Source organism: Pseudodesulfovibrio sp. (assembly GCF_028692895.1).
GTDB lineage: Bacteria > Desulfobacterota > Desulfovibrionia > Desulfovibrionales > Desulfovibrionaceae > Pseudodesulfovibrio.
This window is the reverse complement of the sequence record NZ_JAQUWN010000033.1, coordinates 26,097-38,315: the sequence shown is the minus strand read 5'-3', so window position 1 is coordinate 38,315 and position 12,219 is coordinate 26,097. Positions and strand designations below refer to the sequence as shown.

Genomic DNA, 12,219 nt, shown 5'->3' with positions numbered 1-12,219 from the left:
CGGGGGGAAGGAAAAGTCGTTCATCCGTCCGGTCGGGCAACGCCGGTTGCGAAGCCTGCTCGTGGAGGCGGCCTGGGGCTGGAAGCAACGGGATGAATGGGCGCGGGAGTTCTACAATCGGATTTTGAGCCGACACGGCGTGCCGCAAAAGGCGATCACCGCGCTGGCTCGAAAGCTGGCCGCATTGCTGTGGAAGCTCAGCTTGCCACCGGCAACGGCCTGAACGGATCGCGGGGGGCCTTAGGTAGCATCGACTACGAACAAAATGGCGATCCAAAACAACTACCGTACCGAATCGGTACTTGGTGCCGCAGAGTACGAATAAGAAAATGAATACAACAAATTAGCCGTTATGCTGAGGGTGAAGTATGGCCTGTGAACAGTCGAAGACAGGGCAAATGGGAGGGATTGACATGGGGCCGCATAAGAAAGGCCCCGTCTCGCTGGAGACGGGGCCTTTTCCATTGCTTCGCCGCCCGCGCTACCCGGCGCGGGAGAAAATCCGGTCGAACACCTGGAGGACCTTGAGGCCGTCCTCGCCGGTGATGGGGGCCGCCGCGCCGCCGCGCACCGCTTCGATGAACCGGGTCAGCTCCTCCTTGATGGTCTCGCGGGCCATGACGGGCCATTCGCGCACGGTCCAGGCGTTGTCGCAGCCGGGCGCGGCCGAATATTCGCGGACCTCCTGGGTTATCAGGTTCGCCGCCAGCCGCCGGGCCTTGCAGGTCACGGCAATGCTGCGCTCCCGGTACGGGGTCAGCCAGTTGGTGGTGACGCTCGCCAGCACGCCGTTCTCCATTTCGGCGGCAATCAGGGCGCTGTCCTCGTGCTCGCCCAGGGAGGCCGACCAGACCCCGTGGACCGACTTGAAATCCGAACCGGACAGGAAGCGGATCAGGTCTATGTCGTGCGACCCGAGGTCCTTGATGACGCCCACGTCCTGGATGCGCGCCGGATACGGGCTCACGCGCGTGATTTGGATGGAGACCACGTCGTCGCCCAGCAGCTCCTTGAGCCGGACGATGGCCGGATTGAACCGCTCCACGTGGCCGACCATGAGGGTGACGCCGTTTTCGGCGGCCAGACGGACCAGCTCCTCGCCTTCCCCGGCGGTGGCGGCCAGCGGCTTCTCGATGAGGACGTTGACCCTGGCGTCGAGGAGCTTGCTCCCCGCGTCGTGGTGCAAGACGGTCGGCACGCAGACGCTCACCGCGTCGGGTCCAAGGGCCAGCAGCTCCTCCACCGTGGCGAAGGCGGCCACCCCAAACCGGGCCGCGACCTCCTCCCGGGCCTCGGCCGCCACGTCCACCACGCCCACGACCTCGACGTCGGCCATCTCGGTGTAGTTGCGCAGGTGAATGCGCCCCATCTTGCCCAGGCCGACCACTCCGACTTTCAACATATCAGCATCCCTCGGTCTCAGGTTCGTATTTCGGCCCGGTTCTACCCGCTCGCGGTCGGGTTGGCAACCTCAATGGAACGTACGTGGACCGGGCGCAGCCGAGCGAACTGCTTGCGCAGGCCCGGCAAAGCGGTTTACACCCCTGCCCATGAATGACGAACGCCCCATCTGGTTCAGCGTCGGCGAAGCCTCCGGCGACCTGCACGGCGCGGAGCTGATGAAGCACCTGCGCGCCCTGGACCCATCCGCCCGGTTCACCGGCATGGGCGGCCCGGCCATGCGCGCCGAGGGGTTCGAGCAGCGCCACGACATGCGCCTGATATCCCTGGTCGGCATCACGGAAATCCTGGGCGGCCTGCCGCGCATCCTGCGTCTGCTCAGGGCCATCAAGCGCGAGCTGGCCGAAACGCGGCCACGCGCCGTGGTCCTCATCGACTGCCCGGAGTTCAACTTCCGCATCGCCAAGGCGGCCAGGAAGCTCGGCATCCCGGTCTACTACTACATCAGCCCGCAGATCTGGGCCTGGCGCTCCGGCCGGGTCAACTTCCTGCGCGAGCACGTCCGCAAGGTCATCTGCATCCTGCCCTTCGAAAAGCCCTTCTACGCCGGATTCGGCATGGAGGTGGAATACGTGGGCCATCCGCTCATGGACGTCCTGCCCCTCGACGACCTGGACCGCCGGCCCGTGGACGAGAACCTGATCGGCATCCTGCCCGGCAGCCGCACCCGCGAGATCGCCACCCTGCTGCCCCTCTTCGCCCAGACCGCCCGGCGGCTGCGCGCCGACCGGCCGGGCCTGCGCTGCGTCATGGTCTGCGCCCCGGGGCGGGACAAGGAGCAGCTCGCCGCTCTCTGGCCCGACGACGTGCCCGTGGAGTGCGTCGAGCCCGACACCCGCTACGAGACCTTCCGCGCCTGCAAGCTGATCCTGGCCGCCTCGGGCACGGTCACCCTGGAGACCGCGCTCATCGGCACCCCGGCCATCGTGGCCTACAAGGTCTCCAAACTCTCGGAGATCGTGGGGCGGCTGCTCGTCAACGTGGATTTCATCTCCCTGCCCAACCTCATCGCGGGCCGGGAGGTCTACCCGGAATACATCCAGGAGCGGGCCAATCCCGCGACCCTGGCCGAAACCGCCGCCGCCTGGCTCGACGACCCGGCGCGCTACGACGCGGTCCGCCGGAACCTGGCCGGATTGCGGAACCAGGTGGGCGCTCCCGGAGCGGCCCGCCGCGCCGCGTCCATCATCCTGGACGACCTGGCCCGCCTGGGGGCCTGACCGCCCGTCCGCAACCCCCGCCTTGCAAGGAGGAGCCCCATGCAGGAAGTCGCCGCCATGGATTCCATGTTCATCATCTGGAGCAGCGCCGACCCGGAAGTGGCGCACAATCTCGCCTTCATGTACGCCCACAACTCCCTGCGCAACGGCTGGTGGGAGCGGGTGCGCCTGGTCATCTGGGGCCCGTCCGCCCGCCTGGCCTGCGAGGACCCGGCCATCCGCGAAACCATCAAGGCCATGCTGCGCGACGGCGTGGAGGTCTGGGCCTGCCGCGCCTGCGCCGACAACTACGGCCTGGCGGCGGAACTCGAAGCCATGGGCGTGGACGTCCGCTACATGGGCGAGCCGGTGACCCATATGCTCCGGGCCGGGTGGCGGCAACTGACCTTCTGACCCGGCGCCCCGCGCGGGGCCGCGCATACATAATCATGGATATGTCGGCCAGGACGTGGCATACTCAACGGTGACGCAACCACCGTGGAGGGCGCATGAATCTTGCCTGCCGCCTTCTCCTCGTTCTGCTGCTCCTGGGTTCCGGCTCTCCGGCCCTGGCGGACGGGGGGCTTCGCATCGCCACCGAGGGCGCTTATCCTCCGTTCAACTACATGGATGAACTGGGCGAGCCCGCCGGTTTCGACGTGGACATCGCCCGCGCCCTGTGCGAAGCCATGGGCCGCCCCTGCACCGTGCTCGTCGACGCCTGGGGCCAATTGATCCCCGGCCTGGAGGCGGGACGGTACGACATGGTCGTGGCCAGCATGGCCGAGACCCCGGAGCGGAGCCGCCTGGTCGACTTCAGCCACTACTATTACCGCTCCCGCTCCTCCTTCGTGGCCGACCCGGGCCGGGAATTCATCCAGACCCCGGGCGGGCTGGCGGACAAGTCCCTGGCCGCACAGGCCGGGACCGCACAGGCCGGCTACCTGCGGCGGACCTACGGCGCGACCTCGAAGATCGTGCTCACCGCCACCCTGGCCGAGACCCTGGGCCTGCTGGAGGACGGCCGGGTGGACGCCGCCCTGGTGGACTCCCTGGCAGCCTTCCGCTTCCTCCAGACCGATAAAGGGGCCCGCTTCGACTTCGTGGGAGTGCCCCTGCCCGCCGACGACCCATCCTCCACCGCGCGCATCGCCGTGCGCAAGGGGAACCGGGAACTCCTCGACGCGATCGACTCGGCCATCAAGACCATCAGGCAGGACGGGACCTATGACCGCATCAACCGGAAATACTTCCCCTTCTCCATCTATTGAGCCGCAGCCGGGAACACCAATGAGCAACAAGCGCGCGAAAAAAAACTCCGGGGACCGGAACGACAAGCCGAGTCTGGTCCCCACCATGGTCGCCTTCCACCTCATCGCCCTGATCATCCTCGCCACCATCGGGCTGGTCATCTCCCGCTCCCTGACCCGCATCGGGGCCCTGGCCACCGACACGCGGGACGTCGTCCTGCCCGAGGTCTTCGTCAAGCAGCGCACCGCCGTGAACCTGGAGCGGCTGGGCCGGTTCGCCGAGACCGTCTACCAGGCCGACGATCCCCGCATCCGCCGCGAATACCGCCTGGCCGCCCGCATCCTCACCCAGGACTCCGTGTTCGGCGAGCCGGAGGTCAACCGCCAGGTGGTGGACGCCTATCGCGACATCGAGGCCGTGGCCACCCTGCGCGACGAGCAGGACAACAAGCGCCGACAGGCCGACATCCTCTTCCTCGACTTCGCTCCCGGCGGCGCGCGCCTCGCCCCCCTGCTCTCCCTGCCGCACGGCGGCGACATGGCCAACACCCTGTTCCTGGCCTCCCGGGCCCGGGTCATCGAGACCCTGACCGCCCTCAAGGCGGAGTTCGACCAGGCGGCCAAGGCCTCCCACGCCGCAGGGACTGCCCGCGCCGCCCTCGACCAGGCCGGGGCCTACCTGGACCTGCGCATGCAGGACCTGCGCATCGAAAAGCGGTGCCGACTCCTCTGGCTGCACGTCAACACCACCCTGGAGCAGGTGGCGGGCAACCTCTCCGTGGAGGCCGCCACCACGGCCGACAGCCGGTTCACCGCCATCGCGGCCGAGGCGGGGCGGGCCATCCACACCGGCATCCTGGCCGTGGCCGTCCTCGCCCTGGCCTTCGGCGTGTTCATCTGCTTCATCCACCGGGTCATCGTGGTGCCCATCCTGCGTTGCGTGCGCGGCCTGGACCTCATCGGCAAGGGCGAGCGCGACATCACGCTGCCCGGCGCGCGCCTGCGGGAGCTGCACGACATCAACGAGGCGGTGGAGCGTTCGGGCACGCTGATGGCCGAGCTGGCCGACCGCACCGAGGCCATGCGCCGGGCCAACGACGCCCTGGAGCAGGAGATCGAGGCGCGCAAGAAGGTCCAGGACGACCTGGCCCGGGCCAAGGAGCGGGCCGAGGCGGCCGACCGGGCCAAAAGCGACTTCCTGGCGGGCATGAGCCACGAGATCCGCACGCCCATGAACACCATCCTGGGCATGGCCGAGCTGATGCTCGAAACCAGCCCCACCCCGCTGCAACAGCAATACATCGAGATATTCCAAGCCTCCGGAGAGATGCTCCTCGGCATCATCAACGACGTCCTCGACCTCTCCAAGATCGAGGCGGGCGAGGTGGTCCTGGAGAACGCGCCCATCGACACCCGCCAGTTCGCCGAGCGCACCCGCGAGGTGGTGGCGGGCCGCGTCCGCCAGAAGGGGCTCGCCTTCACCGTGGACATCGGCGAGCGCGTCCCGTCCCACTTCTCGGGCGACCCGGTGCGGCTGCGCCAGGTCCTGGTCAACCTCATCGACAACGGGGTCAAGTTCACGGAAACGGGGACGGTCCGCCTGTCCATCGACCGCGCCGAGAGCGACCCGCCCGGCCGCATGACCTTCACCGTGACCGACACCGGCATCGGCATCCCCCGTGAGGTCCAGGGCGAAATCTTCAACCGCTTCACCCAGGCCGACGCCTCCACCACCCGCAAGTACGGCGGCACCGGGCTCGGCCTGGCCATCTGCGACCGGCTGGTCCGGCTCATGGGCGGGTCCATCCACCTGGAGAGCGCGCCCGGCCGCGGCTCCACCTTCTCCTTCACCCTGGACTTCGGGGCGGGCGAAACGGCGGCCGTCGCCCCCCGCGCCGACAGCCCGTCCCTGGAGCGGTTGACCGAAACCCTCGCCCGCACCCCGGTCCGCCTGCTCGTGGCCGAGGACTCGGACTCAAACCAGGCCCTCATCGAACTCTATTTCTCCAAGACCGCCTGCTCCCTCGACTTCGCCTCGGACGGCCGGGAGGCGGTCGAGAAGTTCTCCAGCAACGAATACGACATGGTGCTGATGGACATCCAGATGCCGGTCATGGACGGCTACGAGGCCACCCGGTCCATCCGGGCCCTGGAGCGCGAGCGGAGGGCCGCCCCCACCCCGGTCATCGCGGTGACGGCCAACGCCTTCCGCGAGGACCAGGAGCGGTGCGAGGCCGCGGGCTGCACCGGCTACCTGGCCAAGCCCGTCAGCAAGCGCAAGCTGCTCGAATCCGTGGCGCGGCACGCGGGCGGCACACGCTGATCCCCGGTTATGGACAGTATTGCCGTCCGCTCCGCAACGGCGTATGCTAATGAGATAGGCGAAGCATGGGAAACGGGAACAGGGAAACCATGGCGGCGTTGCGACGACATATACAAGAGCTCCAGGCGCGCATCCGGGAGCTGGAGTCTCGGCCCGACGCCTTCCGCGACATGGTCGACTCCCTGCCGCAATTGGTATTCGAACTCGACCTGAACGGCCGGTTCACCTACGTCAACGACTACGCCCTGCACATCTACGGCTTCACCAGGCAGGACATCGAGGCGGGCGTCAACATCGCCCAGACCATCCATCCCGACTCCCTGGACCTCGGTATGCGCGCGCTTGAGGACATCCTGTCGGGCGCCCCCTCTCCGGGCCACGAGTACCTCGGCCTGCGCAAGGACGGCTCCCCCATCCCGGTCAAGGTCTACGCCCAGCGGATCATCAAGGACGGACGGCCCCGGGGCGCACGCGGCGTGGTGGTGGACATCTCGGACATCAAACAGGCCGAGGCCGCCCTCGTGGAGAGCGAACAGTATTACCGCACCCTGTTCGAGAACACGGGCACGGCCATGGTCATCTTCAGCGACGACGGCGTCATCCGGAGCTGCAACTCCCAGTTTCAGGAGCTCTCCGGCTACCCCGCCTCGGAGATCGTGAACAAGATGACCTGGATGGACCGGGTCGATCCCGATGACCTTGCATTGATGCGAACCTACCACTCCGCGCGCGGGAACGGACGGGCGGCGCCCCGCCGCTACAACTTCACCTTCCTGGTCAGGGGAGGCGTACGCAAACGGGTCCACGTCTCCGTGGGCCTCATCCCCGGCACGGGCGACCGCGTCTGCTCCCTCATCGACATTACGGAAAGCGAGAACGCGCGCGAGGCGCTGCGCAAGAGCGAGGAACGATACGAACTGGTGGTGCGCGGCGCCTACGACGGCATATGGGACTGGGACCTGCCTTCGAACACGATCTACTTCTCGCCCCGTTACAAGGTCATCCTGGGCTACCGGGACGGCGAGATGCCCAACAGGCTGAGAAGCTGGATCGACTCTCTCCATCCGGAAGACCGGGACCGGGCCCTCGACATGCACTACCAATGCATCGAGGGCGGCCTTGAGCACTTCGAGACGGAATTCCGCCTGCGCCACAAGGACGGCACCTACCGCTGGATCCTGGCGCGAGGCATCCCGTCCAGGGACGCGGACGGAACCTGCCGCCGGCTGGCCGGAACCATCACCGACATCACCGAGTGGAAGAAGACCGACCAGGCCCTCAAGTTTTCCGAGCGCCAGTACCGCGACATCTTCACCTACGCGAACAACGGCATCTTCCAGTCCACCCCGGACGGGAGGCTCATCAAGGCCAACGCCGCCGCGGCCAGGATACTCGGCTACGAGTCGCCCGAGGCGCTCCTGGCCGAGGTGCTCGACATCGCCACCCAGTGCTACGCCGTTCGGGAGGACCGGCAGCGCTTCCTCGACGCCATCCGCGAACGGGACAGCGTGGAACAATGCGAAATGCACCTCAGGCGGCGCGACGGCAAACCCATCTGGGTCCTGGCCAACATCCGCACCATTCGCGACGAACAAGGCGGCGTGGCCTGCTTCGAAGGCTTCCTGCAGGACATCACCGAACGCAAGAACAGCGAACGGACCACCCGGGCCATGTACGCCATCTCCAAGGCGATCACCACCTCCGGCGACCTCCACGACCTCTACGCCACCATCCACGCCATCCTCGGCGAGGTCATCGACGCCACCAACTTCTACATCGGCCTGCTGGACCCGCAGGAGGACCGGATCGTCCTCCCGTACTTCGAGGACGAGCGGGACGCCAACTACGACATCGTCAACGTCAGCAACCCGAAGACCAAGAGCCTGACCGCCCACGTGGTCCGCACCGGCCGCCCCCTGCTCGTCACCCGCGACGACATCGCCACCCCGGAGCACATGGAGCGCACCGGCTACATCGGCACCCTCCCCGCCGTCTGGCTCGGGGTCCCGCTCAAGATCAAGGGCGTCATCATCGGCGCCATGGCCGTGCAGCACTATACCAACCCGGCCCACTACACCGAGGAGGACGTCTCCTTCATGGAGGCCGTCTCCGAACAGGTGGCCCTGGCCATCGAGCGCAAGGCCAACATGGAGGAGCTCACCCGGCTCAACGAGGAGCTTGAGAGCAAGGTCGAGGAGCGCACCCGCGAGCTGGGACGCAAGGCGACCCAACTGGAGACGGCCAACCGGCGGCTCAAGGCCCTGGACGAGATCAAGTCCGGCCTGGTCTCCTCGGTCTCCCACGAGCTGCGCACGCCGCTCACCTCCATCCGGGGATTCGCCAAGCTCACCGGCAAGGAGTTCGGCAGGCTCTTCCAGCCCCTGGCCAACTCGCCGGAGCTGCGGCGCAAGGGGGAGCGCATCCGCCAGAACCTGGACATCATCGGGACCGAGGGCGAACGGCTGACCCGGCTCATCAACGATTTTCTCGACTTGAACCGCATCGAGTCGGGCAACGCCACCTGGAACGACCGGCTCCTCAACCCCTGCGACGTGGTCCGCCAGTCCGTGGAAAGCGTGGCCGGGGCCTTCGCCGCGAACCCCCACGTCCGGCTGGCCACGGATTTCCCAAACGCCACGCCCCTGATCCTGGCCGACGCCGACAAGATCAAGCAGGTGCTCATCAACCTGCTCAACAACGCGGGCAAGTTCACGGAGCGGGGCGAGATCATGGTCCGGCTCCGGGCCACGCGCGACGCCCTGACGGTCTCCGTGTCCGACACCGGCATCGGCATCCCCCTGAACGAGCAGCCGCTCATCTTCGACAAGTTCCACAAGATCCGCTACGGCGACACCGTGGTCGGCGAAGCCAAGGGCACTGGCCTCGGCCTCGCCATCTGCAAGGAAATAGTGGAGCACTACGACGGCTCCATCTGGGTGGAATCGAAACATGGCCGGGGAAGCACGTTCCACTTTTCACTGCCCTTGATTCAGGGTACGATGGAACGGTGCGAATCGTCGGCCGACGGGCCGGAATGAACACGAAGCAAAACCCGGCTCCTCAATCGCGGGCCACGACGTCGGCAAACCGCGGGTGACTTCACGTGAAGCTGAGATACATATCCGTCCTGGCGGGGCTGCTCCTCTCCGCCGTCATCTTCACGGGGCACCTGCTGTTCTCCAATCACGTCATCCGCGCCGGGTTCTCCGCGCTGGAGCGGCAGCATGTGCTCGGCGCGCTGGACTCGACCCGCCACGAGCTGCAAAACCGGCTGGACCAGCTAAACGACACGGTCAACGACTGGGCCACATGGGACGACACCTACGCCTACGTCCGGGACCGGAACAGCGAATACCGCGACTCCAACCTGCTCGACGAGACCTTCGAAGCCCTCGGGCTCTGCGCCATCATCATCCGCGACAGCGACGACCAGGCGGTCTTCGCCCGCGCCATGTCCTCCCGGGAAAGGAACGAGCCGGAGCTGCTGACCGAACTCCTCCGGATCACCGGCGGCATCCTACCGGCCATCAAGGGTGACAGGGGCGGCCGGGGCGGCATCGTCTACGTCGGCGGCGAATACCACCTGGTGTCGCTCCGGCCGATCCTCACCAGCGAAGGCCTGGGGCCGCCCAGGGGCACCATGGCCATGGTCCGCATCATCACCCCCGAAATGGTGGAAGCCATCGGCAGGGGCGTGGGCCACCCCGTCCGGCTGATCCCGCCCGGCGAGGGCGCCACGGCCGACGACGAGGAGACCGTGGCCGATGCGGGCGAGGCCGCCGTCGTGGGCATCGCCCCCCTGCGCACCCTGGACGGAACTTCGGGCTCCATCCGCGTGACCGTGAACCGGGACATGACCGCCTACGGCGACAAGGTGGCCACCTACAACAGCGTCGGCATCGCCCTGGCCATGATCCTGCTCTGCCTCGGGGCCTACCTCCTCCTGCACTTCAAGGTCTTCCGGCGGCTGGAGTCGCTGGACGCCCAAATCGCGGCGATCCGCCGAAACCCGGACAGCGGGACCGCCGTGGCCGTGCGCGGCACGGACGAAATCGCCGCCCTGGCCGGGAGCTTCAACAGCCTCCTGGCGGAAATCGACCGCTCCCACCGGGACCAACTCGCCCAGGCCGCCGAGATCGCCAGCAGCGAACGGTTCCTCCACCAGGTCTTGGACTCCCTCTCCGTGGGCATCCTGCTCATCCGGCCGAGCGACCGGACCATCATCGCGGCCAACCGGCACGCCCTGGCCATGGCGGGCCGCGGGCGGGAGGAGGTCGTGGGCAAGATCTGCCACAGGCTGACCTGCCCGGCCCAAATCGACCAGTGCCCCATCCTGGACCGGCGCCAGCCGGAGGACCTCTCCAGGCGCGAACTGCTGACCGCTTCCGGCGGGACCATCCCGATCATGAAGTCCGTGGCCTATGTGGATCGGAACGGGGAACGGCTCCTGCTGGAGACCATCGTGGACATCAGCGAAATAGAGCGGTCCCGACGCGAGCTGGAAAAGATCAAGGAAGGGCTGGAGGCCACCGTGGCCGCCCGGACCAGCGAGCTGGCCAAGGCCAACCAGGACCTCATCGTCCTGGACAAGGCCAAGACCCTGTTCCTCTCCTCCGCCTCCCACGAGCTGCGCACGCCGCTGACCTCCATCCTGGGCTTCGTCAAGCTGATGGAACGACGGTTCAGCAACTCCTTCGCCCCCATCCTGGAGGAATACGCGCCCCTGTCGCCCAGGGTCCGCCAATTCGCCGAAAACATGGCCATCGTGCGCAGCGAGGCCGAACGCCTGGGGCGGCTGGTCAACGACCTGCTGGACCTGAACAAGATCGAATCGGACAGCATGGAGTGGCGGGACGAACCGCTGGACATGGCCACCCTGCTGACCAGCGCGGCCGAAGTCTTCGCCGGGCAGGAAGCCGAAAAGCCGGAGGTGGCCCTTGTGGTCGATCCGGCCCCCGCCGGACTGACCATCGTGGCCGACGCCGACCGCATCCAGCAGGTCCTGATAAATCTCCTGAACAACGCCTTCAAGTTCACGCAGCAGGGCGAGGTCCGGCTCTCGGTGGTCCGGGACGGCGACTTCGCCCGGTTCCGGGTCAGGGACACGGGCCGGGGCATCCCGGCCGAGGACGTGGAGCAGGTCTTCGACATCTTCTACCAGGTCTGGGACGAAAACCTGCGGAACAGCCACCAGTTCGGCACGGGCCTTGGCCTGGCCATCTGCCGCCAGATCGTCTCCCACTACGGCGGCGTCATCCGGGTCGAATCCGAGCTGGGGGTCGGCAGCACCTTCCTCTTCACCATCCCCCTGATGCAGCCGGAAGACGCCTGACGACATCCCCCGCCGACCTTTCCCGGCGGGCCAAAAACCCGTTGGCAGCGCAGCCTTTTTTGCGTAATCATCGGACGGTCCCGGGCCGGGCGGCGTCCGGTCGCCGCCGCGCCCCACGTCATCACCTCTCAAGCGGAGTCGTCCATCGCCATGAAACGTCTGCTGCGCCTGCTCATTTCCCGCCGGGGCATCGCCCTGATCCACCTGCTCATCGTCGGGTTCATCGCCCTGGTCTCCTTCGAGCTGTACGACCTGATGTCCGACACCGTCAGCAACGCGGGCGAGATCGAGGAGATTCTGGACACCGTGGCCGTCATCCTCGTGGCCTGGGGCGTGGCCCTGGAGGAACGGGGCACCCTGATGGAGTCACTGGGCGCCTACGCCAAAGGGTGCCCGACCGTGGAGAAGGAGGCGGACCACGCCAGCCACATCTACGGCATGGCGGCCCTGCTCCTCGGCCTGTTCATGGAGGTTGTGGTGGAGGTGGTCAAGGTCCCGGACCACGTCATCAACACCGTGGGCCTGGAGGGCGTCCTGTTCTGGATCGGCATCGCCTTCATGGCCGCCAGCGTGGCCCTGCTGCTGCACATGAACCTGGAGCTGTGGCGGGCTCGCAACGTCACCGGCATGGCCCAGGCGGCCTGACGCCCCCCT

General features: G+C 67.2%; 9 protein-coding genes. 8 read left to right on the top strand and 1 reads right to left on the bottom strand.

Annotated elements, in window-relative coordinates:
* The coding region (locus PHP91_RS09940) for a transposase (RefSeq protein WP_366141559.1) at window positions 1-223 on the top strand (223 nt) is incomplete at its 5' end.
* A gap of 258 nt (window positions 224-481) precedes the next feature.
* On the opposite strand, the gene PHP91_RS09935 is transcribed toward PHP91_RS09940, so the two are convergent.
* A complete protein-coding gene (locus PHP91_RS09935; RefSeq protein WP_300140054.1) occupies window positions 482-1,402 on the bottom strand; it encodes a Gfo/Idh/MocA family oxidoreductase in 921 nt (306 codons plus the stop codon).
* A 148-nt stretch (window positions 1,403-1,550) separates the two neighbouring features.
* Between PHP91_RS09935 and lpxB the strand changes: the two genes are divergently transcribed.
* The 7 genes from lpxB (at window position 1,551) to PHP91_RS09900 (ending at window position 12,210) form a co-directional block, all read left to right on the top strand.
* The gene (gene lpxB, locus PHP91_RS09930; protein ID WP_300140053.1) at window positions 1,551-2,681 is read left to right on the top strand and encodes a lipid-A-disaccharide synthase; all 1,131 of its coding nucleotides are present in this window, start codon (window positions 1,551-1,553) and stop codon (window positions 2,679-2,681) included.
* A 39-nt stretch (window positions 2,682-2,720) separates the two neighbouring features.
* Window positions 2,721-3,074, top strand: coding sequence for a DsrE family protein (locus PHP91_RS09925; protein WP_300140051.1), 354 nt, complete (start codon window positions 2,721-2,723; stop codon window positions 3,072-3,074).
* A 95-nt stretch (window positions 3,075-3,169) separates the two neighbouring features.
* Window positions 3,170-3,931: a transporter substrate-binding domain-containing protein gene (locus PHP91_RS09920; protein WP_300140049.1), complete on the top strand. Its 762-nt coding sequence runs from the start codon at window positions 3,170-3,172 to the stop codon at window positions 3,929-3,931.
* A 19-nt stretch (window positions 3,932-3,950) separates the two neighbouring features.
* Window positions 3,951-6,233 (top strand): ATP-binding protein, encoded by a 2,283-nt coding sequence (locus tag PHP91_RS09915; RefSeq protein WP_300140047.1) that lies wholly within the window; start codon window positions 3,951-3,953, stop codon window positions 6,231-6,233.
* A gap of 65 nt (window positions 6,234-6,298) precedes the next feature.
* Window positions 6,299-9,271, top strand: a complete 2,973-nt coding sequence (locus tag PHP91_RS09910; protein WP_300140045.1) for a PAS domain S-box protein — start codon at window positions 6,299-6,301, stop codon at window positions 9,269-9,271.
* Between the two features lie 65 nt (window positions 9,272-9,336).
* Complete coding sequence (locus PHP91_RS09905) at window positions 9,337-11,565, top strand: CHASE4 domain-containing protein (protein ID WP_300140043.1); 2,229 nt, start codon at window positions 9,337-9,339, stop codon at window positions 11,563-11,565.
* Window positions 11,566-11,715: 150 nt separating this feature from the next.
* On the top strand, window positions 11,716-12,210 hold the full coding sequence (locus PHP91_RS09900; RefSeq protein ID WP_300140041.1) for a hypothetical protein: 495 nt from the start codon (window positions 11,716-11,718) through the stop codon (window positions 12,208-12,210).
* Window positions 12,211-12,219: the final 9 nt, after the last annotated feature.

Bases quoted from the DNA above. Each gene is read 5' to 3' on its own strand.
- PHP91_RS09900 (WP_300140041.1), top strand. From the start codon at position 11,716: ATGAAACGTCTGCTGCGCCTGCTCATTTCCCGCCGGGGCATCGCCCTG.
- PHP91_RS09935 (WP_300140054.1), bottom strand. From the start codon at position 1,402: ATGTTGAAAGTCGGAGTGGTCGGCCTGGGCAAGATGGGGCGCATTCAC.
- lpxB (WP_300140053.1), top strand. From the start codon at position 1,551: ATGAATGACGAACGCCCCATCTGGTTCAGCGTCGGCGAAGCCTCCGGC.
- PHP91_RS09910 (WP_300140045.1), top strand. From the start codon at position 6,299: ATGGGAAACGGGAACAGGGAAACCATGGCGGCGTTGCGACGACATATA.
- PHP91_RS09915 (WP_300140047.1), top strand. From the start codon at position 3,951: ATGAGCAACAAGCGCGCGAAAAAAAACTCCGGGGACCGGAACGACAAG.
- PHP91_RS09925 (WP_300140051.1), top strand. From the start codon at position 2,721: ATGCAGGAAGTCGCCGCCATGGATTCCATGTTCATCATCTGGAGCAGC.
- PHP91_RS09920 (WP_300140049.1), top strand. From the start codon at position 3,170: ATGAATCTTGCCTGCCGCCTTCTCCTCGTTCTGCTGCTCCTGGGTTCC.